Source organism: Pseudomonas sp. 50_B, assembly GCF_017491625.1.
Classification (GTDB): Bacteria; Pseudomonadota; Gammaproteobacteria; order Pseudomonadales; family Pseudomonadaceae; genus Aquipseudomonas; species Aquipseudomonas danubii.
The window spans coordinates 64,016-86,336 of sequence record NZ_JAFGYX010000007.1; the positions used below are offsets into that span (position 1 = coordinate 64,016).

Consider the following 22,321-nt stretch of genomic DNA (forward strand, 5'->3'; position numbering starts at 1 on the left):
TTCAAATAGAAAACATCGACAGCTGTAAAGCCTCGTATCAGACCGTAAAGTCTCGATTTTTCTGTAATCGGGTCTCGATACCGACCTCAGCCCCACACTCGACGAAAATACCGCAATGAGTCGTAATTGCTTCACTGCTTCGCAGAAGTGTTGCCTTTATCATCATCAGGAAATGTTACCGATAAGCCTTGAAAGCTCCATCCAGGACAGGTGAAAGGTCTGAATGTATCGATACCATTGATGGGGATCAGGCTTCTCGGGAAACAAAACTGCAACAGCTTGTGTGTTTACCGAAGGGTGAAAACCGTCAAATTCGTGCAAATTTTGCGCAAACAGACTGATTTTTTTGGATTTTCAACGAAATAAGCCTCAAAACACCGCAAATGAGAACTCAACCGAAGCGCTCGTATTCCAAATTTGTTTAAAAAACGAACAGGAGCAACTGGACTGAATGCAATAGTGATCAATACTTGAACTGTCGGCGGGACATCTCCCCCAAGTGAAACGCCGATCAAGGTACCGAAGGACCGCGTGCCTTAGTTTTACTCCTAATGGTCTTAACCCGGATTCACCCCCCAGAACCCGGGTTTTTTTTGCCTGAAATTTGCTCTTCCACACACCGGCGACTCAGGCCTCGCCCTTGACTCGCGCCAGGGGAAACAGACGTTTGAAGTTGGCTGTGGTCTGTTCGGCAAAGGCGTCATAGGCTTCGCCCCGCAACATCGCCAGGAACTCCGCCACTTCACGTACGTACTGCGGCAGGTTGGGCTTGCCGCGATAGGGGATAGGCGCCAGATAAGGTGAATCGGTTTCCACCAGCAAGCGATCGGCAGGCACCTGCCGCGCCACATCGCGCAAAGCGTCGGCATTGCGGAAGGTGACAATGCCCGACAGAGAAATATAGAACCCCAGGTCCAGAGCCGCCTTGGCCATGTCCCAGTCCTCGGTGAAGCAATGCAACACGCCGGCATTGGGCAATGCAGCTTCACGCAACAGCTCCAGCGTATCGGCCCGGGCACCGCGGGTATGCACGACCACCGGCTTGCCAGTCTGCTGCGCGGCCTGCAGGTGCAAACGGAAGGACTCCTGCTGCAACTCGGCCGCTTCCGGCTCGTAGTGATAGTCCAGGCCGGTTTCGCCGATAGCCACCACTCGCGGATGGTTCAATTCATCCAGCAACCAGTCCAGCGCCGGAGCCGCCCCCGGCTGCACATCCAGCGGATGCACCCCCACCGAACAATCGACGTCGTCATAACGCTCGGCCAGCGCTTTGACGTCCGCCGCGTTGTCGGCACTGACGCCAATGCACAGAAAATGCCCGACACCGCGCTGACGGGCGGCATCGAGCGCGGCATCCAGTGAGCCGTCGTGGGCGGCAAGGTCGAGACGATCAAGGTGGCAATGGGAATCTACGAGCATAAGAGACTGCAACTACATCCGATAAATGAAAGGGCCGGACTGCACAGTCCGGCCGGATACAGGCTTGATTCTAGGCGCTGCCTGTCAGCGCTGGGTAGGCAACGCCGACCATTGCACCAACAGCGCTTCCAGCAGCAACACGCGATTGAGGTTGGCCTTGCTCAGAACCTTTTGCCGCTGGGCCAGGATCCAGTCCTGGATCGCCAGCACCTTGTCCTGGCCGGACTTTTGCGCCAGGTACTGCAGCACCTTGCGCATGTCCTGCAACCCCAGTCCGTCTTCGTCCTGGGTCAGTTGGTAGCGCAGGATCAGGTTCGACCAGTCACAGAACCAATCGAACAGCAGCAACAAGGGGACGGCATTCCAGGCCTCGGCCAACTGGGTTGGCGACTGTTGCTGCTTGAGCAACTTCTTCACCCCCTCTACCACCAACGCCCGCTGCTCACGCACCCCTTGGGCCTGCAAGCCGACGGCAGCCAGCGGCGATCCCGCCGCGAGGGTCAGCAGCTCCAACCGCTCCTCCTCGGTGCATTCAGGCAAGGCCTGGGACAGCCACTGCTGACTCATTGCCGCGCTGGGCAATGGGCACGCCTGCTGCACACAACGGCTCTTGATGGTCGGCAACAGCCGGCTGGGCTGATGGCTCACCAGCAACAGCACGGTGTCGCCTGAAGGCTCCTCAAGGCTTTTCAACAGGGCGTTGGAGGCGTTGATGTTCATCGACTCCACAGGCTCGATCAGCACCACCTTGCGTCCGCCCAGCTGCGCAGTCTGGACCACGAAACTCACCAGCTCGCGAACCTGGTCGACCTTGATCGCCTTGTCCGCCTCTTCGGGTTCCAGCACGTAATTGTCTGGATGACTACCCGCCTGCAACAACAGACAAGACTTGCACTGACCGCAGGCATCCAGCCCGTCGGGGCGCTGGCACAACAGGCGCGCCATCAGGCGCTCAGCCAGGGCCCGCTTGCCAATTCCCGCCGGGCCGTGCAGCAGGTAGGCGTGAGCATGCTGCGCGCGCCCCGCCAACTGTTGCCAGAGGCCGTCCTGCCAGGGAAAGACCTCAGCCACGGGCGCGCTCCAGCAATTGTGGCAGCAAGGCATCCAGGGACTGCTGGACCTGCGCCAGTGGCTGCGCCGCATCCACCAGGAAATAACGCTGCGGAGCAGCTTCAGCACGCTTCAGGTAAGCCTCACGCACCTTCTGGAAAAACGCCTGGCCTTCCTGCTCGAAGCGATCCAGCCGGCCACGGGCACTGGCCCGGGCCAGGCCAACGTCCACTGGCAGGTCAAACACCAGGGTCAGGTCCGGGCGCAGCTGGCCCTGGACGAAATCCTCAAGGGCAGCGATGCGCGCAAGGCTCAGGCCACGACCGGCCCCCTGATAGGCGTAGGTCGAGTCGGTGAAGCGGTCGCACAACACTACCGCGCCCCGGGCCAGTGCCGGGCGAATTACCGAGGCCAAGTGCTGGGCGCGGGCCGCGAACACCAACAGCAGCTCGGTATCGGCGCTCATGACCTCCTCCCCCGGAGTCAGCAACACTTCGCGAATCCGTTCAGCCAGGGGCGTGCCACCAGGCTCGCGGGTCAACAACACTTCGATGCCTGCAGCGCGCAAACGCTCGGCGAGGTACTCGCGGTTGGTGCTTTTGCCGGCACCTTCCGGGCCTTCCAGGGTAATAAACAAGCCAGTCACAGGCAGTCCTTAATCAAAGTCATTGCGGGCGTTTCGGCGCGGGTTCGGGCTCCACCGGAGCCGCAGCCGGCGCAGGTGACGCTGGTGGCGAGCTGTCCGGCACCGCCTGAGGCGCAACTGCCGGCGCCGAACTCTCGGCTTCGGGAGCGGCCGGAGCAGTTACTGGCGCCGGGCTGGAACGATAGTCGGCGCGACGCTTGAGCTGGAACTCGCGCACGGCGCTGTTATGGGCATCCAGATCATCGGAGAACACATGGCTGCCGTCACCTCGGGCAACAAAATACAGGCTCTTGCCCGGCACCGGATTGAGAGCGGCATGAATCGCCTCGCGCCCGACCATGGCAATCGGCGTGGGTGGCAACCCGGCAATCACATAGGTGTTATAGGGCGTGGCTTCCTTGAGATGTGCCCGGGTCAGCTTGCCGTTGTAGCGCTCACCTAGACCATAGATCACGGTAGGATCGGTCTGCAGCAGCATGCCGATCTGCATGCGCCGTACAAAGACCCCGGCGATCTGTCCACGCTCATGGGGCACGCCGGTTTCCTTTTCCACCAGCGACGCCATGATCAGCGCCTGATAGGGATCACTGTAAGGCGCATCATCAGCCCGCCTGCTCCACTCCTTGGCCAGTACATCGTCCAGGCGGTCATAGGCTTTTTCCAGAAGCTCGGCATCGGTCATGCCGCGCACAAAACGATAGGTATCGGGGAAGAAACGCCCCTCGGGGAACACGCCGCCGTGTCCGAGCTTCTCCATCACCTGGCTGTCGCTGAGACCGGTCAGGGTCTGTTGCAATTTGTCGCTCTTGGCCAGGGCACTGCGCACCTGACGGAAGGTCCAGCCCTCCACCAGGGTCAGGCTGTACTGCACCACCTCGCCTCGCTGCCAGAGACCGATCAGGCCTTCGGCAGTCATGCCCGGTGTCATGCGGTACTCGCCGCTGTGCAAAGGCTGCCCCGGCAAGTTGAAGCGCCAGTAAAGGCGCAGCCAGAACGCGTCCTGGATCACGCCATCAGCCTGCAGACGATTGAAGGTTCCGGTGGGCGTGGAACCGGCGGGAACATCGAGCAGTTGCTCCTGACTCAGGTTCAGCGGTTGTTCCAGGGCCGAGTGCAGTTTCCAGGCACTCGCGCCCAGCAGCAGACCTGCCAGGACCAGTCCGGTTTCCAGCAGGAGCAGTAATTTACGTCTCACGAATCAAGCATCCAGTAGTGCGCGGGTAATGCCCTGCAGTTTACGGGTGAGCGCACCCGCCGACCAGCTCATCCCGGCGCAGCCAAGCACTGGCCAAATGCCGTAGACACTGTTGCAGACGAAGACCTCGTCCGCCTGTTGCAGTTGATCAAGGCTGATATCCGTCACTTCAAAGGGGATGCCTTGTGACTCGGCCTGAAACAAAATTTCAGCGCGCATCACTCCAGCCACACCACAGCGACTCAGATCAGCCGTCAGCAGACGCCCTTGACTGACCAGAAACAGATTGCTGAATACACCTTCGATCACCCGTCCGGCACCGTCGAGCATCAAGCCTTCGGCGTGCTCGGGATCGCGCCATTCAGCGCGAGCCAGAACCTGTTCAAGGCGATTGAGATGCTTGAGGCCGGCCAACAGCGGCTGCTCGGATAAACGCGTGACGCAAGGGAACAGCACAACCCCCTGATCGGCATGAGCCGCCGGATAAGCCGGCAAGGCCCCGCCCTGGAGAATCCGCCGCGCAGCACCTGCAGGATCGGCGGCATATCCTCGCAGGCTGTCGCCCCGGGTCAGGATCAGCTTGAGCACGCCCTCCCCCAGGGCCGCCGCATAGGCCAGCACTTCGTCGCGAATCAGCGCCTGATCCGCGCTCAGCGCCAGACGTCGGCAGCCTTCGGCCAGACGCTGCAAGTGCCGCTCCAGCAGTTGCGGTTGCCCGGCTCGGACAGCGATGGTCTCGAACAGACCATCGCCATAGGCCAGGCCGCGGTCCCTGAGCGACAGCGCGTCAGCTGGCCGACCGTCGACCCAGCTATGCATTACTCGGAGAACCGGCGGAACACCAGGGAGCCATTGGTGCCACCAAAGCCGAAGGAGTTGGACAGCACCACATCGATGTCCATGCTGCGCGCAGTGTGCGGCACGAAATCGAGATCGCAACCCTCATCCGGTTCATCCAGGTTGATGGTGGGCGGCGCGGCCTGACTGTTGATTGCCAGTACGCTGAAGATCGCCTCGATCGCCCCGGCAGCACCCAGCAGGTGACCGGTCATGGACTTGGTGGAACTGACCGCGAGCTTGTAGGCATGGTCGCCGAACACGCTCTTGATCGCTTCGGCTTCCGCCAGGTCACCGGCCGGAGTCGAAGTACCATGGGCGTTGATGTACTGCACTTGATCGACATTGAGCTTGGCGTCACGCAAGGCGTTGGCGATGCAGCGAGCGGCACCGGCGCCATCGGCGGGTGGCGACGTCATGTGATAGGCATCACCGCTCATGCCGAAGCCGATCAGCTCAGCGTAGATGGTGGCGCCACGAGCCTTGGCGTGCTCCAGTTCCTCAAGAACTAGGGCACCCGCACCGTCGGCCAGCACGAAGCCATCACGCCCCTTGTCCCACGGACGGCTGGCACGGGTCGGCTCGTCATTGCGAGTCGACAGCGCACGGGACGCACCGAAGCCCCCCATACCCAGGCCACAGGCGGCCATTTCGGCGCCACCGGCAATCATCACGTCGGCTTCGCCGTAGGCAATGTTGCGCGCGGCCATGCCGATGCAGTGGGTACCAGTGGTACAGGCAGTAGAAATGGCATAGTTCGGCCCCTGGGCACCCAGATGGATGGACAGGAAGCCGGAAATCATATTGATGATCGAACCGGGCACGAAGAACGGAGAAATCCGCCGTGGGCCGGAATCGTGCAGGATGCGGCTGGTTTCTTCGATATTGGTCAAACCGCCAATACCCGACCCCATGGCCACACCGATGCGCTCGCGGTTGGCATCGGTGACTTCCAGGCCGGCGTTACGCACCGCCTGAAACCCGGCCGCCAGACCGTATTGAATGAACAGGTCGAGTTTGCGGGCCTCTTTGGCCGACAGGTACTCCTCGACATTGAAGCCCTTTACCGAGCCGCCAAAACGGGTGGAATAGGCAGAAAGGTCGGTGTGTTCGATCAGACCAATGCCACTTTGGCCAGCCAGAATGCCCTGCCAGCTACTCGGTACATCCGTACCCAGTGGCGACAACATACCCATACCGGTGACTACGACGCGTCTACGCGACACAGCACTCTCCTTTTTCTAATGACGACACTTTGTATCAGGCCTAAAGAAAAAACCGCACGCCGTAACGGCAGTGCGGTTTTTCCATGACAGCAAAAGACGACTACAAACGATTAAGCCTGGTGGCTGGTAACGTAGTCGATAGCTGCTTGAACGGTAGTGATCTTTTCAGCTTCTTCGTCAGGGATTTCGGTCTCGAATTCCTCTTCCAGAGCCATCACCAGCTCAACGGTGTCAAGGGAGTCGGCACCCAGGTCTTCAACGAAGGAAGCGGTGTTCACAACTTCTTCTTCTTTAACGCCCAGTTGCTCAGCAACGATTTTCTTGACGCGCTCTTCGATGGTGCTCATACCTTGTTTTCACTCCTAATGGACAAATTCAGGCAGCTGGCCAGTGGGTAAGTGTATAGAAAGGCTTTTCAGCTTTTCAACTGAAAGCTTCATCCCTCAAACCCTTTGGCCATCTGCCTATAAATTGATTGCAGCTTTATAACGGATTTTAGACAGCTCGTATGACATTTTTTTGAAGCAATCCGTCACATTTGACTCACATATACATCCCGCCGTTGACCGGGATTGTAGCCCCAGTAACGTATGCCGCACCGTCGGATGCCAGAAAAGCGACCACTTGCGCGATCTCTTGAGCCTGACCCAGACGACCCAGCGGAATTTGCGTCAGCAGGGCTTCACGTTGTGCTTCCGGCAACTCGCGGGTCATATCGGTATCGATAAAACCGGGAGCAACCGAGTTCACAGTGATCGACCGCGAACCTACTTCACGCGCCAGGGCACGGCTGAAACCTTCCAGACCGGCTTTGGCGGCGGCGTAGTTTACTTGGCCTGCGTTGCCCATGGCACCCACAACAGAGCCAATACTGATAATTCGACCCCAACGAGCCTTGGTCATGCCACGCAAAACACCCTTGGACAGGCGATACAGACTATTCAAGTTGGTATCGACCACGTCGTACCACTCGTCATCTTTCATGCGCATCATCAGGTTGTCGCGAGTGATACCGGCGTTGTTCACCAGGATCGCCGGCGCACCGAACTGCTCGGTGATGCTGGCCAGAACCGCAGCCACGGACTCGTCGCTGGTGACATTGAGCTCAAGGCCGGTGCCTTGAATGCCGTTTTCCTTGAGGGTAGCGGCGATGCGCTCGGCTCCCGATGCGGAAGTGGCAGTACCCACCACGGTGGCGCCCATACGCCCCAGCTCAAGCGCGATGGCCTGGCCGATCCCACGGCTGGCGCCGGTCACCAGTGCAACTTTACCTTGCAGACTCATGCAAGCTTCTCCTAGTTCAGGCCAACGCTGCACGAGCGGCAGCGAAAGCATCTGGGGTATTCAGGTTAGAGGTCGACACGCCTTCGGCGCAGCGCTTGTTGAGACCGGCCAGGACCTTGCCCGGACCGCATTCCACCAGCTGGGTGGCGCCCTGGTTCGCCAGGGTCTGCACCGACTCGACCCAGCGCACAGGCTTGTACAGCTGTTCCAGCAAGTCGCGCTTGAGAGTATCTAGGTCGGCCGCCACGGCGGCGCTGACATTCTGTACCAGCGGAATCTGCGGTGCCTGCCAGTTGATCGCAGCAATCGATTCAGCGAAACGCTCAGCCGCAGGGCGCATCAGCTCGCAATGGGACGGCACGCTGACCGGCAATGGCATGGCGCGCTTGGCTCCGCGCGCCTTGCAACCCTCGATAGCACGGTCCACCGCCGCCTTGGCACCAGCGATCACCACCTGGCCCGGGGAGTTGTAGTTCACCGCACTAACCACTTCACCTTGCGCAGCTTCTGCACAGGCCGCCACGACATCGGCGTCGTCCAGACCAAGAATGGCCGCCATGCCGCCTTGACCTGCCGGCACGGCTTCCTGCATCAGCTGACCACGACGCTCGACCAGCTTGACCGCTTCGGCCAGAGTCAGACTGCCAGCGGCCACCAGAGCGCTGTATTCACCCAGACTGTGACCCGCGACGAAGGCCGGACGCGCACCACCCTCAGCCAACCAGACACGCCATAGGGCGATGGAGGCGGTGAGGATGGCCGGTTGAGTCTTGTCGGTTTGATTGAGCAGCTCTTCGGGACCTTGCTGGGTCAGAGCCCAGAGGTCGTAGCCCAGAGCATCGGAGGCTTCCTTGAAGGTATCGAGGATCAGTGGGTACTGCGCGCCCAACTCGGCCAACATGCCGAGGGACTGCGAGCCCTGTCCTGGAAAGACGAATGCGAGGGATGCAGACATGTAACAAGCCCCTAATGATCTTGTCGTCGGAGAATTGACGTCACACCGCGGTGGACGCAAGAAACTGACAGTTGGATGGCCAATTGAACTGAGCGGTCACATTTAAGCACTCCACAGGATAAACGCCTAAAGCAACAGATCTTCAAGGCGCCCATGCAGGCGTCGCGGCAGGTCTTCCTGGATTTCGATCAATGCACGCTGAATTGCACTCTGAAACCCCTGAACGCCCGCAGAACCGTGGCTTTTCACCACTATTCCCTGCAACCCGAGAAAGCTCGCACCATTGTGCCGAGCCGGCGCCAGGTCCGCCTGTAATCGCCGCATCAGCGGCAAGGCCAGCACACCTACGGCGCGGGATAGCAGATTGCGCCTGAACAATGCCTCGATACGAGCAGCAATCATGGTGGCCAGCCCCTCGCTGGACTTGAGCAGGATGTTGCCGACAAAACCGTCGCACACCACCACATCCGCCTCGCCGCGATACAACCCGTCACCTTCAACGAAGCCTATGTAGTTCAGCCCTCGCGCCTGCTGAAGCAGACTCGCCGCCAGCTTGACCTGCTGATTACCCTTGATGTCTTCGGTACCGATATTCAGCAAGGCCACTCTTGGCCGCACGATGCCCAGGCTTTGTGCCGCAACCGACCCCATGATTGCGAACTGCAACAGGTGCTCGGCACTGCAATCGACGTTGGCCCCCAGGTCCAGCAACTGGCAATAGCCGCGCTGAGTGGGAATGGCAGCCACCATCGCCGGACGATCGATGCCGGGCAGGGTCTTGAGCACGTAACGCGACAGAGCCATCAGCGCCCCGGTATTACCTGCACTGACACAAGCCTGGACCTTTTCATCCCGCAACAACTCGAGCGCCACCCGCATCGACGAATCAGGCTTGCCACGCAATGCCTGGGCAGGCTTCTCGTCCATGGCAATCACTTCGCTTGCCGGAGTAATCGTCAGGCGTGCGCGATCCACGGCCGAATGACCGGAGAGCAGCTCTTCAAGTAGGGAGGGTTGACCGACCAGGGTCAGGTGCAGCGAGGGGGTAGCAGACAGGCAAGCAATACTGGCCTGAACAATGCTGCGGGGACCGAAGTCCCCGCCCATTGCGTCAATCGCGATGACTTGAGCGGACAAGGATTACTCGTCAGCGCCCTTGTCGATCACTTTACGACCACGGTATACGCCTTCTGGCGATACGTGGTGACGCAGGTGAACTTCACCGGTGGTCTTTTCTACGGACAGGGTGCTAGCCTCGAGAGCATCGTGGGAGCGACGCATGTCACGGGCAGAGCGGGATTTTTTGTTCTGCTGAACAGCCATAATTGATTAACTCCTAAACGTTTGGGTCACGCTTTAACTGCGCCAATACACTGAACGGGTTGGACCGCGTTACCTCGTCCTCGCTCGGTTCGGGCTCATCGAGCCCCGCCGGCTGCTGGCATTCTTCCGGATGATGAGCAGGCACGATAGGCAAGGCAAGCAAAAGCTCTTCCTCGACCAACGCCTGCAGATCCAAAGGATCTTCGCCCAGTTCCAGCACGTCATAACCTTTCGGCAACGACTGGGTATTCGCACCCTCCTTCACCACGGCGTAACTGCACTCGCTGTGGATCGGCAGGGTGACCAGCTCAAGACAACGCTGGCAAACCATTTTGACTTCGACGTCGATGGAGCTGTGGATAACTACAGCCTTACGCTCGTCACGCTCGAAAACGAATTTAGCCTGCACCGTACCGACATTGTCGGAAAGCGGGTCGCAGAGTCTCTCCAAATCGGCCAGCAGCAGTTCACCTTGAAGGGTGGTGCCACGGTCAGCCAATTTGCGCGGGTCAACGTGAGGTGGAATCGGGTCATTCAACATAGGCGCAGCATTATAGGGATGCCCCCGGCCATGTCAAAGGAAATTCAGCCCTGTCCGTCACTTGCGAGCCCCGCTAGAATTCCCGCCCCACCCCAGGAGATGCGCATGCTGCCTTTATTACTAGCTTCGAGCTCGGTGTACCGCCGAGAATTGCTCTCTCGCCTGCAACTCCCCTTCACTTGCAGCTCTCCTGACATTGACGAAAGCCACCGCCCCGGCGAGCACGCCATAGAGCTGGTGAAGCGCCTGGCCGAGGAAAAAGCCCGCGCCCTGGCAACCACCCACCCGGCACACCTGATCATCGGCTCAGATCAGGTGGCGATACTGGGAGAGCGCATCATCGGCAAGCCTCACACCTTCGACAAGGCCCGCCAGCAGTTGCTGGACGCCAGCGGCGCGAGCGTGACCTTCCTCACCGGCCTAGCCCTGCTCAACAGCAAGAGCGGCCAATGCCAGGTGGACTGCATCCCCTTTACGGTCAACATGCGCCACCTCGACAGCGCCCGCATCGAACGCTACCTGCACGCAGAGCAGCCCTTCGACTGCGCTGGCAGCTTCAAGGCCGAAGGCCTGGGTGTCAGCCTGTTCCAGAGCACCGTCGGCAGCGATGCCACCAGCCTCATAGGACTGCCACTGATCCGCCTGGTGGACATGCTACTGGCCGAAGGCGTGGAAGTGCCCTGAGCAGACACTAAAAAGCCGGCACTGCGGCCGGCTTTTTACCCCCCCGAAGTCAACGCAAGGTTGGCCCCTGAAAGCCCATCCACATGGCGATCTGCTCAGCCACGCTGGCGCCCAGCTTCTTCGAGAAACGATCGAAAGGCGACTCCTGAACAGTAAAATCCACCACTTCCTTCTCGCCGATCACATCCCGCGCCACCGAACTGGTGCTGCCCAGGCCGTCAATCAAGCCCAACTGCAGTGCCTGCTCACCAGACCAGACCAGCCCGGAGAACAGCTCAGGATGCTCCTTGTCCTTGAGACGCTCGCCACGCCCCTGCTTGACGCTGGCGATGAACTGACGATGAGTTGTATCCAGCACACCTTGCCAGAACTGGGTCTCTTCAGGCTTTTGCGGCTGAAACGGATCAAGGAACGACTTGTGCTCGCCAGAGGTATAGGTACGGCGCTCGACCCCCAGCTTCTCCATGGCACCGACAAAACCGTAACCGGCAGCCGTAACCCCAATGGAGCCCACCAGACTCGCCTTGTCGGCATAGATCTGATCAGCAGCACTGGCAATGTAATAAGCGCCAGAAGCACCGAGATCAGAAATCACCGCATACACCTTGGTGTCCTTGTGCAGAGCCCGTAAACGGCGAATCTCGTCATAAACATAGCCAGACTGCACCGGACTGCCGCCAGGACTGTTGATACGCAAAACAATGCCCTTGACCTTGGGATCATCAAAGGCCGTGCGCAAGCTACCGACGATATTGTCCGCGCTTGCAGACTCCTTGTCGGCAATCACCCCCGTGACATCGATCACTGCGGTGTAGCTACCACCACGAGCAGCGCTCTTCTCCATGGTCATCAACGGAGTAAACAACGCCAGCGCGACAAACAGGTACACAAAGGTCAGTAGCTTGAAGAAAATCCCCCAACGCCGCGAACGACGCTGCTCCTGAACACTGGCCAGGAGGGTCTTTTCCAACAACTGCCAGCTTTTATCGTCACCACCTTCAGCGCCGGCCTTGCTTGGCGCCTTCCATTCATCAGACATGCTTGCTACCCCAACGAAAACTTAATCGACACCCTGACTGAGCCAGGCGTGCAACTCAGGAAAACGATCGATGGACAGGCGCGGCTCAAACACCTGCAAGGCCTCAATGGACTGAGCACCGTAGCTAACGGCCACCGAATCCATGCCAGCATTACGCGCCATCAACAGATCAAAGGACGAATCCCCGACCATCAATGCCTGCCGAGGCCCAACACCGCAATGAGCAAGAATCTCCTCCAGCATCAAGGGATGGGGCTTGCTGGCAGTCTCATCGGCAGCCCGGGTGATATCGAAATACTCTTCCCAGCCATGAGACTTCAGCACCCGATCCAAGCCCCGGCGCGCCTTGCCCGTAGCGACCGCCAACCGATAACCCTCAGCCCGAAAAGCCTCAAGAGACGACACCACTCCAGCAAACAACGGTGAAGGCTCAGCCTCAAGCGCGATGTAGTGTTCCGCGTAATGCTGACGAAAGGCGACCAACTGGCCGTCGTCGATTTCCGGATACAAGGTACGAATCGCCTCCGGCAACCCAAGCCCAATGATGCCCTTGACGGCAAAATCATCACGCCGAGGAAAACCGGATCGATCGGCAGATACGTGCATCGACTCAACAATCCGACCAATGGAGTCAGCCAGAGTGCCGTCCCAATCGAAGATCAGCAGTTGGTAATCAGGGTGCACTCAAGCGCTCCACGGTTTTGGCCCACATGTCGTCCACTGGGGCCTGCAACTTCAGCTCACCACCATCCGGCAGCGGCACCGTCAACATATAGGCATGGAGAAAGAGGCGCTTGCCGCCCAACTCGCGAATCTCACGAGTGAAATCATCGTCGCCGTATTTGCTGTCGCCAGCGATGCAGTGCCCGGCGTGCAGGGTGTGCACACGAATCTGATGCGTACGCCCGGTGACCGGCTTGGCCTCGACCATAGTGGCGAACTCACCGAAGCGGCGCAGCACCTTGAACACCGTCAAGGCCTCCTTGCCCTCCTCGTTCACCTCCACCATGCGCTCGCCTGAGCGCAGATTGCTCTTGAGCAACGGCGCCCGCACCTGCTTCAGCGCAGTAGCCCAGTGACCACGAACCAGCGCCATATAACGCTTATCCACACCATCACCGCGCAAAGCGGCATGCAGGTGGCGCAACATGCTGCGCTTCTTCGCGATCATCAACAGGCCAGAAGTATCGCGATCGAGGCGATGCACCAGCTCCAGCTCCTTGGCATCCGGGCGCAACTGACGAAAGGCTTCGATTACCCCGAAATTCAGGCCGCTTCCGCCATGCACAGCAATGCCTGCAGGCTTGTTGATCACAATCAGGGCCTTGTCTTCGAAGACGATCGACGCCTCAAGACGCTGCAGCAAACCTTGCGCCAGCGGCACCGGCTCGTCGCGCTCAGGCACGCGCACCGGCGGCACGCGCACCACATCACCCGCCTGCAGCTTGTATTCGGGCTTGATCCGCCCCTTGTTCACCCGCACTTCGCCTTTGCGCAAAATGCGATAAATCAAGGTCTTGGGCACGCCTTTGAGCCGAGCGAGAAGGAAGTTATCAATTCGTTGGCCGGCATATTCCGGCGAGACCTCAAGCATTTGAACGCCTGGGGTCGAGGGGGCAGTAGTCGTCATGGCGCGAATGATAACAATTTTTTATGGATTTGAAGCACTTAATGATTGCTGCTATAGTCGCGAACGCCGCCAAAAGCGGCTGGACAGCGGAACAGCGGCAACTAGCCGGCCCTGACCAACGCAATTCATAAGGACGCAAGGCCGTCCTACGCAGCTCTCGCTACATACCGGAAGAGTCTGACGTTGTAACAAGCGCAGGTGACATGAGGCCTGAAACCCGTAGAAAGCAGAGTTATCACTCGCCTTTTACGCAGCGATTAACGGCCAGTTCACAAAGTGCAGTCGGCGACAGACAACCCCGAGCGAAGGTTACGGAAACAACGCCTTTAGCCATGATGCGTGACCTCCCCTTTCGGAGTTCACGGTAAATGCCAACCCGCTGCGGATTCTGCGCGCGGCAGCACCCGAATTATCAGGGATACGTGTAGGGTGGAGATGCACAACCGTCGGACTGTGTAGCATTAGGCTTTATTCAAGACGCTTCATCTCGTCCACAGTCGCCGGTTGATTCCTCCTCCTGACAGACTTTTGCTTAAGCGGTGCCTTAGTCACCACAGCAAGCAGGACGCGTGAGTCGCGACTTCGTTCTTAGTTATTCGGACGAACCTCGCTAGACACTCGAGTGGTCAACCACTCCTGACGCACCTGACACCGACCGTGAGAAGTCGTGTGTGCCGAACGCCGTTTCCGGCAGCCCGGAAACCGACGGTACTACATGAAAAGAATGCTGATTAACGCAACTCAACCCGAAGAGTTGCGTGTTGCCCTGGTAGACGGCCAGCGCCTCTACGATCTGGACATCGAGTCCGGTGCACGCGAGCAGAAAAAGGCCAACATCTATAAAGGCCGCATCACTCGTATCGAACCAAGCCTTGAGGCTGCCTTTGTCGATTTCGGCTCTGAGCGCCACGGCTTCCTGCCCCTCAAAGAAATCTCCCGCGAATACTTCAAGAAAGCCCCCGAAGGCCGCGTCAACATCAAGGACGTCCTGAGCGAAGGCCAGGAAGTCATCGTCCAGGTCGAAAAAGAAGAGCGTGGCAACAAGGGCGCCGCCCTGACCACCTTCATCAGCCTGGCGGGCCGTTACCTGGTACTGATGCCGAACAACCCACGTGCCGGCGGCATCTCCCGCCGCATCGAAGGCGAAGAGCGCAACGAACTGCGTGAAGCGCTGAACGGCCTGGTAGCTCCTGCCGACATGGGCCTGATCGTGCGCACTGCCGGCCTGGGCCGCAGCAGCGAAGAGATGCAGTGGGACCTCGACTACCTGCTGCAACTCTGGACCGCCATCAAAGAAGCATCGCTGGATCGCTCCGCGCCATTCCTGATCTACCAGGAAAGCAACGTGATCATCCGCGCGATCCGCGACTACCTGCGCCAGGACATCGGCGAAGTGCTGATCGACAGCGTTGAAGCCCAGGACGAAGCCCTGACCTTCATCCGCCAGGTGATGCCGCAGTACGCCAGCAAGATCAAGCTGTACGAAGACAGCGTGCCGCTGTTCAACCGTTTCCAGATCGAAAGCCAGATCGAGACCGCCTTCCAGCGCGTGGTTGAACTGCCTTCCGGCGGCTCCATCGTCATCGACCCGACCGAAGCCCTGGTGTCCATCGACATCAACTCGGCCCGCGCCACCAAAGGCAGCGACATCGAAGAAACCGCCCTGCAGACCAACCTGGAAGCAGCGGAAGAAATCGCTCGCCAACTGCGCCTGCGTGATATCGGCGGCCTGATCGTCATCGACTTCATCGACATGACCCCAGCCAAGAACCAGCGCGCCGTGGAAGAAAAAGTCCGCGAATGCCTGGAAGCCGACCGCGCCCGCGTGCAGATCGGCCGCATCTCGCGCTTTGGCCTGCTGGAAATGTCCCGTCAGCGCCTGCGCCCATCCCTGGGTGAAAGCAGCGGCATCGTCTGCCCACGCTGCAACGGCACCGGCATCATCCGTGACGTCGAGTCGCTGTCCCTGGCGATCCTGCGCCTGATCGAAGAAGAAGCCCTGAAAGACCGCACCGCCGAAGTTCGCGCCCAAGTGCCGATTCCGGTCGCCGCCTTCCTGCTCAACGAAAAACGCAACTCGATCACCAAGATCGAACTGCGCACCCGTGCCCGCATCGTCATCCTGCCGAACGATCACCTCGAAACGCCGCACTTCGAAGTTCAGCGCCTGCGCGATGACAGCCCGGAAGCCAACACCAACCAGTCCAGCTACGAAATCGCCGCTGCCGCTGCCGAAGCCGAAGAAGTTCAGCCAACCGCCGCCACCCGTACCCTGGTTCGCCAGGAAGCCGCAGTGAAGACCGCTCCGGCCCGCGCCAACGCACCAGTGCCAACCGAAGCCCCTGCACCGGTTGCCGCTCCAGCTCCGGTTGTTGCCGAGCCGAGCCTGTTCAAAGGCCTGGTGAAGTCTCTGGTCAGCCTGTTCGCCACCAAGGAAGAGCCAGCGGCTCCAGTTGTGGTCGAGAAGCCAGTGACCGAACGTCCTGCGCGCAGCAACGAAGAACAACGTCGCAACGGCCGCCAACAGAGCCGCAACCGTAACGGTCGCCGCGATGAAGAACGCAAGCCGCGCGAAGAACGTGCTCCGCGTGAAGAACGCGCACCACGGGAAGAGCGTCAGCCACGGGAAGTTCGTGAAGCCCGTGAAGAAGTACAAGGCGTAGCCCGCGAAGAACGCGCTCCACGCGCACCTCGTGAAGAACGTCAACCACGCGCCCCTCGCGAGGACCGCAAGCCACGTGGCGAGCGTGAAGAACGTGTTCGCGAACTGCGTGAACCTCTGGATGCCGCTCCGGCTGCAGCCGCCGCTACCGCCGCTGCTGTGACTGAAGAGCGTCCAGCTCGCCAGCCACGTGAAGAGCGCCAGCCGCGTCAACCACGTGAAGAGCGCCAACCACGCGCCGAGCAGGCTCAAGCCGCTGCCGCCAGCGAAGAAGAAGTGCTGCCGAACGAAGAGCAACTGCAGGAAGAAGGCCAGGACAACGCCGAAGGCGAACGTCCACGTCGTCGCTCCCGCGGCCAGCGTCGTCGCAGCAATCGTCGTGAACGTCAGCGCGATGCCAACGGCAATGTGATCGAAGGCTCGGAAGAGAACGGCGAAGAGCCGAGCAGCGCCGACCTGGCTGCCGGCCTCGCGGTTACCGCTGCCGTTGCCAGCACCGCCATCAGCGCCAACGCTGAAGCCGAAGCGCATCAGCAAGCCGAACGTGCTACGGCCGCGGTTGAAGAAAAGGCTCCGCAAGCGCCTGTTGTTGAAGCCACCACTGCAGTGGAAGCTCCAGCAGCTCCAGCGGTTGAAGTTGCTCCAGTAGCCGAAGCAGCTCCGGTTGTTGCAGAACCCGCCCAGGTTGAAGTCGCTGCCGAACCCGCCGTGGTTGTGGAAGCACAGCCAGTGGTTGCCCAGCAGCCTGTGGCAGAACCTGTAGCCCCAGCGCCAGTGACTGAAGAAAAGGCCATCGAGCCGGCTCAGGAAACTCCAGTGCCTGCAACTGAGCCTGTAGCTGTCGAACAGCCAGTGGTCGCCCAGCAACCAGCCCAGGCCGAAGAGCCTGCTCCGGTTGCCGCCCCTGTGGTTGCCGAAGCACCCGCTCCAGTGATCGAGGCCGCTCCTGCCAGCGCCCTGACCAGCAACGGTCGCGCACCAAACGATCCGCGCGAAGTGCGTCGTCGCAAGCGTGAAGCCGAGCGTCTGCAGAAGGAAGCCGAACTGGCTGCCGCAGCTGCCCCGGTTGAAGCCGTGGTCGCTGCCGAACCCGCTCCGGTAGAAGCGCCAGTGGTCGTCGAGGCCGCTCCAGCGCCTGTCGAAGCAGCCGAAGCAGCACCTGCGCCTGTCGCCGAACCTGCGGTCGAGCAAGCTGCCCCAGCCGTGGAAGAGGCTCCGCACAACGTCGAGCACGCCGTTGAGCACGTAGCCCACACCGAGGAGAAACAGCACGAGCCTAAACCTCTCGTCTGACTCCATCGGCAATGAAAAAGCCCCGCCCGGTTAACCGAGCGGGGCTTTTTCATGCCTGCCATTCAGCGCTCCCGATAGACCAGCGCCTCGGGTCGATCCACATCCCATACCACTCCCGGGTCGGTCACTGACACCTCGACCACCTTGCCCGAGGCAAACAGGCACTTGGCACCGCGATCACCGGACAAGCCTTGCAATGCGGCGCCATAAGCCCGACCAAACCCCACCGGATGCCCCAGATCGTCACCCAGCCGAGGCACGCTGATGGCCTCCTCGGTCAACGCCTCGATTACCCGCGTTATGGTGCCTGGCAAGATAAAGGGCATATCCCCGAGCAAAATCACCCAACCACCGGCATCGGCACTAGCAGCCACTGCCGCCGCCAGACTCTGGCCCATGCCAAGGGAATCCAGCAACAGCACTTGGCAGCCATAAACCTGCGCCAGTTCCGCCACCTGCGGCCGTCCCGGCGTCGTGACCAGCACTCGCCGATGCATTTCCACCGGCAGGTTGACCAGCACCTGTTCCAGCACCGGTCGCAATACACCATCGCGACCTCTGCAAGGTGCCAGCAACTTATCCTGATCGCTCCCTGCCACCTCTCGATAGCGACTGCCCTGCCCCGCCGCCAGGATGACGGCGCAAGGCGGGGCAATCATGTGGTCGCCTCGGCCACTCGGGCCAACGGTTTCTTCTGCAAGGGCTCAATGCCGTTCTTGATCGCCACGATCTCCGCCATCAGCGACAAGGCAATCTCCGCCGGCGTATGACTGCCGATGTGCAACCCCACCGGGCCATGCAAACGCTCGATGGCCGGCGCTGACAATCCCAAGAGCGCCAGGTTGTCCCGACGTTTCTGGCTGTTGACCCGAGACCCCAGGGCTCCGACATAAAACGCCGGGGAATCGAGTGCCGTCAGCAGGGCCATGTCATCCAGACGCGGATCATGAGTCAGCGCCACCACCGCCGTGCGCTCATCGGGCTTGATACTCAGCACTGCATCGTCGGGCATGCCGGCGACAAAGCGCCCATCCTGATCCTCCCACCCTTGCACGAACTCCTGGCGCGGATCACAGACCAGCACCTCGAAGTCCAGCAGACGGGCCATTTGCGCCACATAACGGGAAAGCTGCCCGGCGCCGATCAGCAACAGACGCCAGCGCGGCCCATAGATCGCCCGCAGAGTGAGCCCGTCGAACGCCAGCTCATCCGTCTTGCTCGCCGCCTTGAGCAGCACCTGGCCGCTACTCAGGTTCAATTCCCGAGCCACGATCTGGTGCGCTTCGCAGCGCTCCAGCAACTCGGCGACCCAGGAAGGATCGCCAACCCGCTCCTCGGTCAGGCGCAAGGTGCCGCCACAAGGCAGGCCAAAACGTGCCGCCTCCTCCAGGGTCACACCATAGGTCAGCAACTGCACCGGCGGCCCGGACAGGGACAAGCGCCCATCCGTCAGGCGCGTGATCAAGTCGTCCTCGATACAACCACCGGATACCGAGCCAATCACCACCCCATCGTCGCGCAAGGCCAACATGGCACCCGGCAACCGGGGCGCACTGCCCCAGGTCTGCACCACGCTATAGAGCACCACCGTGCGCCCGGCGCGGCGCCACTCCAGAACACTGCGCAGGACATTCAGGTCGACGCTGTCCATCAGGCACCCGCCTGCTGCCAACCCTGAAGCTGGTAGCGCACGGGCAGATTGCGGATGCGCTTGCCGGTGGCGGCGAAGATGGCGTTGCACAGGGCCGGCGCAATGGGCGGTACACCTGGTTCACCAACGCCTCCCAGCGGCACCTCGCCCGGCGGAGTCAGCAAATGCACCTGCACCTCTTTCGGTGCCAGGGACATGCGTGCCACCTCATACATATGGAAATTGTCCTGCTGCACCTTACCGTCCTTGAAGCTGATCTCTCCCAGCACCGCATTGCCCAGACCCATGACACAAGCCCCCTCGAACTGCGAACGAATACGCTCAGGGTTGATCTGCGGACCGCAATCCACGGCGATATCAGCTTTGTGCACAATCAGCGTGCCGTCCTCCTTCACCTCCACATCGATCACCGCTGCCACATAGGTCACGAAGCTGTAGTGCACCGCCAACCCCAGGCCACGCCCCTTGGGCAGCGAGCGCCCCCACCCGGCGGCCTTGGCCGCGGTTTCCAGCACCGCGCGCATGCGCCCGGTATCGATCGGGTAACGCTCAGGGGACTCGCCGTAATTCCATTCTTCGCTCAGGGTTCGCGGATCGATCTGACGGTCCGGCCCCAACAGCTTGAGCTGGTACTTCAGTGGGTCCTGGCCCGCCTTGTGGGCCAGTTCGTCGACAAAACTCTGAATGGCAAAACCGTGGGGAATGTTCGACACCGAGCGATACCAACCTACCCGGGTATGGGCCGCAGCTTCGGGGTTTTCCAGGCGCACATTGGGGATCGCATAGGCCATGTTGGTGAAGCCCATGCCCAACTCGAAGGCGCCTTCATGGTTCATCCCCGGGGCAAACAACGCGGTAATGCTAGGCGCCACGGTGCGATGCAGCCAGGCGGCAGGCATGCCGTCCTCGCTTAACCCGGCCTTGAGGTACTCCGCCGACACCGTATGGAAGTAGGAGTGGTGGATATCATCCTCCCGGGTCCACTGCACCCGCACCGCCTTGCCGGGAAACGCCTTGGCCAGGATGGCCGCTTCAAGAATGAAGTCCGGCTTGGATTTGCGTCCGAAGCCGCCGCCCAGCAGGGTGACATTGACCGTGACCTGGTCAAAGCCGATGCCCAGGCGCTCGGCAATCCGCTCGCGGGTGACCTGAGGCGCCTGACTCGGCGCCCAGGCCTCGCAACGGCCATCCATGAAGCGCGCCACGGCCACCATCGGCTCCATGGGCGCCTGGGCCAGGTGCGGCAGGTAATAGGTGGCTTCCAGGCTGCTCTGCGCACCACTCAGGGCTTCATCCAGGTTGCCGGTGCTGCGCACCACCTTGCCCGGCTTTTGCGCAGCCGCCTCCAACTCCTTGCGATATTCGATGGAGTTGTACCCGGCATTGACTCCATCGTCCCACTCGATCTTCAAGGCATCGCGGCCCTTGATCGCCGCCCAGGTGTTGCTCGCCACCACCGCCACACCGCCCAGGGGCTGGAACTCGGAAGGCAACGGGCGGCCATCGATGGGCATGACCTTGATCACCCCAGGCACCTTCAGCGCTGCACTGTCATCCACGGACTTGACCTTGCCGCCATAGACTCGGGGCCGCGCAACTGCCGCAAACAGCATGCCTTCAAAGTGCACATCGGCGCCGTACACCGCACGACCATTGACGATGTCCTCGCCGTCGATGGCCCGGGTCGCCTCTTTACCGATATAGCGAAACTCCGACGCCTGCTTCAGCCGCAGGCTGTCCCGGGCCGGCACCGCCAGAGCCCCCGCCGCTGCGGCCAGAGCGCCATAGCCCAGTTCGCGCCCGCTGGGTTGGTGAACCACTTTGTGCAACTGCGCCCGGCACTCGCTCAGCGGTACTTGCCATTGCTCGGCGGCGGCCTGTTCCAGCATGGTTCGCGCAGCGGCGCCGCAACGACGCATGGGCTCGTACCAATGGCGCATGCTGCGCGAACCGTCGGTGTCCTGGTTGCCAAAGCGCGCTTCGTCCCCGGGCGCCTGCTTGACCTTGACCTGAGCCCAATCGGCCTCCAGCTCATCAGCCACCACCATGCTCAGGCTGGTCCGCACCCCCTGGCCCATCTCCGAACGGTTGCAGATCACCGTCACGCTGCCGTCACTGGCGATGCTCACATAGACCTTGGGATCGTCGACCCAGCCATGGGGCATGCCGTCGGCACCGAACTTCTGGTCTTCGGCAAACGCCTGCTGCCAGCCCCAACTGGCCGCCAGCACCAGGGCTCCGGTTGCACCCACGCCCTTGAGAAAACTCCGGCGACTGAGGTTGCTCAGGGCAAAATCACTGGGTAGGTGGTTCATGCCTTGGCCTCCTGCAGATGGTTGGCTGCCTGGCGAATCGCAGTCTTGATCCGGTTGTAGGTGCCGCAGCGACAGATATTGCCGAGCATCGCCTCCTCGATCTGCTCGTCGCTGGGATTGGGATGGATCTTGAGCAATGCAGTGGCGGACATGATCTGTCCGCCCTGGCAATAGCCGCACTGGGCCACCGCTGTATCCAGCCAGGCCTGCTGCACCACCTGCCCGACCGGATCGTTGTGCAGGTTATCGATGGTGCTGATGTTCTTGCCCAGCACCGAGCCGGCCGGGGTGATGCAACTGCGCGCCGGATCACCGTCGATATGAACGGTGCAGGCGCCGCACAGGCCCATGCCGCAGCCGAATTTGGTGCCGCTGTAACCCGCCACATCGCGGATGGCCCACAACAGTGGCATGTCCTCGGTGACGTCCAGTGGATGATCTTGACCGTTGAGCTTCAGGGTAATCATGGGCACGCCCGCATTCTATGAGGTGATGGGGTCGAGCCATCTGCCACGCAGCAGCGCGGCTGCGGTGCGCGCAGATCGGCTCAGGCTAATCGGGCTCTCTTGTG

At 60.7% G+C, this 22,321-nt stretch carries 21 protein-coding genes; 2 read left to right on the forward strand and 19 right to left on the reverse strand.

Annotated elements, in window-relative coordinates; genetic code table 11:
* Nucleotides 1-627 precede the first annotated feature (627 nt).
* The 12 genes from J5M73_RS11940 to J5M73_RS11995 form a co-directional block, all read right to left on the reverse strand.
* Nucleotides 628-1,419, reverse strand: coding sequence for a TatD family hydrolase (locus J5M73_RS11940; RefSeq protein WP_102863905.1), 792 nt, complete (start codon nucleotides 1,417-1,419; stop codon nucleotides 628-630).
* Between the two features lie 84 nt (nucleotides 1,420-1,503).
* Nucleotides 1,504-2,490 carry a DNA polymerase III subunit delta' gene (locus J5M73_RS11945; RefSeq protein WP_102863906.1) on the reverse strand — a complete coding sequence of 329 codons (987 nt, stop codon included), beginning with the start codon at nucleotides 2,488-2,490 and terminating at the stop codon, nucleotides 1,504-1,506.
* Nucleotides 2,483-3,115, reverse strand: coding sequence for a dTMP kinase (tmk, locus tag J5M73_RS11950; RefSeq protein ID WP_102863907.1), 633 nt, complete (start codon nucleotides 3,113-3,115; stop codon nucleotides 2,483-2,485). The genes J5M73_RS11945 and tmk overlap by 8 nt, the downstream gene beginning before the upstream one ends.
* 19 nt (nucleotides 3,116-3,134) lie before the next feature.
* Nucleotides 3,135-4,310: an endolytic transglycosylase MltG gene (mltG, locus tag J5M73_RS11955; RefSeq protein ID WP_102863908.1), complete on the reverse strand. Its 1,176-nt coding sequence runs from the start codon at nucleotides 4,308-4,310 to the stop codon at nucleotides 3,135-3,137.
* A 3-nt stretch (nucleotides 4,311-4,313) separates the two neighbouring features.
* Nucleotides 4,314-5,129 (reverse strand): aminodeoxychorismate lyase, encoded by an 816-nt coding sequence (gene pabC / locus J5M73_RS11960; protein ID WP_102863909.1) that lies wholly within the window; start codon nucleotides 5,127-5,129, stop codon nucleotides 4,314-4,316.
* Entirely contained in the window at nucleotides 5,129-6,373 is a 1,245-nt protein-coding gene (gene fabF / locus J5M73_RS11965; RefSeq protein ID WP_102863910.1) for a beta-ketoacyl-ACP synthase II, read from the reverse strand. The genes pabC and fabF overlap by 1 nt, the downstream gene beginning before the upstream one ends.
* A 110-nt stretch (nucleotides 6,374-6,483) precedes the next feature.
* A complete protein-coding gene (gene acpP / locus J5M73_RS11970; protein WP_003175607.1) occupies nucleotides 6,484-6,720 on the reverse strand; it encodes an acyl carrier protein in 237 nt (78 codons plus the stop codon).
* A 196-nt stretch (nucleotides 6,721-6,916) separates the two neighbouring features.
* Nucleotides 6,917-7,657: a 3-oxoacyl-ACP reductase FabG gene (fabG, locus tag J5M73_RS11975; protein ID WP_011060118.1), complete on the reverse strand. Its 741-nt coding sequence runs from the start codon at nucleotides 7,655-7,657 to the stop codon at nucleotides 6,917-6,919.
* Between the two features lie 16 nt (nucleotides 7,658-7,673).
* A complete protein-coding gene (gene fabD, locus J5M73_RS11980; protein ID WP_102863911.1) occupies nucleotides 7,674-8,612 on the reverse strand; it encodes an ACP S-malonyltransferase in 939 nt (312 codons plus the stop codon).
* A 126-nt stretch (nucleotides 8,613-8,738) separates the two neighbouring features.
* A complete protein-coding gene (plsX, locus tag J5M73_RS11985; RefSeq protein WP_102863912.1) occupies nucleotides 8,739-9,749 on the reverse strand; it encodes a phosphate acyltransferase PlsX in 1,011 nt (336 codons plus the stop codon).
* Between the two features lie 3 nt (nucleotides 9,750-9,752).
* A complete protein-coding gene (gene rpmF, locus J5M73_RS11990; RefSeq protein ID WP_003179396.1) occupies nucleotides 9,753-9,935 on the reverse strand; it encodes a 50S ribosomal protein L32 in 183 nt (60 codons plus the stop codon).
* Nucleotides 9,936-9,948: 13 nt separating this feature from the next.
* Entirely contained in the window at nucleotides 9,949-10,476 is a 528-nt protein-coding gene (locus J5M73_RS11995; protein WP_011060115.1) for a YceD family protein, read from the reverse strand.
* 105 nt (nucleotides 10,477-10,581) lie between these two features.
* Between J5M73_RS11995 and J5M73_RS12000 the strand changes: the two genes are divergently transcribed.
* Complete coding sequence (locus J5M73_RS12000) at nucleotides 10,582-11,160, forward strand: nucleoside triphosphate pyrophosphatase (RefSeq protein WP_102863913.1); 579 nt, start codon at nucleotides 10,582-10,584, stop codon at nucleotides 11,158-11,160.
* A 49-nt stretch (nucleotides 11,161-11,209) separates the two neighbouring features.
* Here J5M73_RS12000 and sppA read toward each other — a convergent pair whose 3' ends face one another.
* Genes sppA through rluC form a run of 3 tightly spaced genes read right to left on the reverse strand, consistent with a single transcriptional unit; the run spans nucleotide 11,210 to nucleotide 13,829 of the window.
* Nucleotides 11,210-12,199, reverse strand: a complete 990-nt coding sequence (gene sppA, locus J5M73_RS12005) for a signal peptide peptidase SppA (RefSeq protein ID WP_102863914.1) — start codon at nucleotides 12,197-12,199, stop codon at nucleotides 11,210-11,212.
* Nucleotides 12,200-12,220: 21 nt separating this feature from the next.
* A complete protein-coding gene (locus tag J5M73_RS12010) occupies nucleotides 12,221-12,883 on the reverse strand; it encodes an HAD-IA family hydrolase (protein WP_102863915.1) in 663 nt (220 codons plus the stop codon).
* Nucleotides 12,873-13,829 carry a 23S rRNA pseudouridine(955/2504/2580) synthase RluC gene (rluC, locus tag J5M73_RS12015; RefSeq protein WP_102863916.1) on the reverse strand — a complete coding sequence of 319 codons (957 nt, stop codon included), beginning with the start codon at nucleotides 13,827-13,829 and terminating at the stop codon, nucleotides 12,873-12,875. Before rluC ends, J5M73_RS12010 begins: the two co-directional genes overlap by 11 nt.
* Nucleotides 13,830-14,544: 715 nt before the next feature.
* Here rluC and rne point away from each other — a divergent pair.
* Nucleotides 14,545-17,784: a ribonuclease E gene (gene rne / locus J5M73_RS12020; RefSeq protein ID WP_102863917.1), complete on the forward strand. Its 3,240-nt coding sequence runs from the start codon at nucleotides 14,545-14,547 to the stop codon at nucleotides 17,782-17,784.
* Between the two features lie 62 nt (nucleotides 17,785-17,846).
* On the opposite strand, the gene J5M73_RS12025 is transcribed toward rne, so the two are convergent.
* The 4 genes from J5M73_RS12025 to J5M73_RS12040 are packed head-to-tail and all read right to left on the reverse strand — an operon-like array spanning nucleotide 17,847 to nucleotide 22,217.
* On the reverse strand, nucleotides 17,847-18,443 hold the full coding sequence (locus J5M73_RS12025) for a nucleotidyltransferase family protein (protein WP_102863918.1): 597 nt from the start codon (nucleotides 18,441-18,443) through the stop codon (nucleotides 17,847-17,849).
* Nucleotides 18,440-19,435 carry an XdhC family protein gene (locus J5M73_RS12030; protein WP_207815723.1) on the reverse strand — a complete coding sequence of 332 codons (996 nt, stop codon included), beginning with the start codon at nucleotides 19,433-19,435 and terminating at the stop codon, nucleotides 18,440-18,442. Before J5M73_RS12030 ends, J5M73_RS12025 begins: the two co-directional genes overlap by 4 nt.
* Complete coding sequence (locus tag J5M73_RS12035; protein WP_207815725.1) at nucleotides 19,435-21,750, reverse strand: xanthine dehydrogenase family protein molybdopterin-binding subunit; 2,316 nt, start codon at nucleotides 21,748-21,750, stop codon at nucleotides 19,435-19,437. The genes J5M73_RS12030 and J5M73_RS12035 overlap by 1 nt, the downstream gene beginning before the upstream one ends.
* Complete coding sequence (locus tag J5M73_RS12040; protein WP_102863921.1) at nucleotides 21,747-22,217, reverse strand: (2Fe-2S)-binding protein; 471 nt, start codon at nucleotides 22,215-22,217, stop codon at nucleotides 21,747-21,749. Before J5M73_RS12040 ends, J5M73_RS12035 begins: the two co-directional genes overlap by 4 nt.
* Between the last annotated feature and the right edge of the window lie 104 nt (nucleotides 22,218-22,321).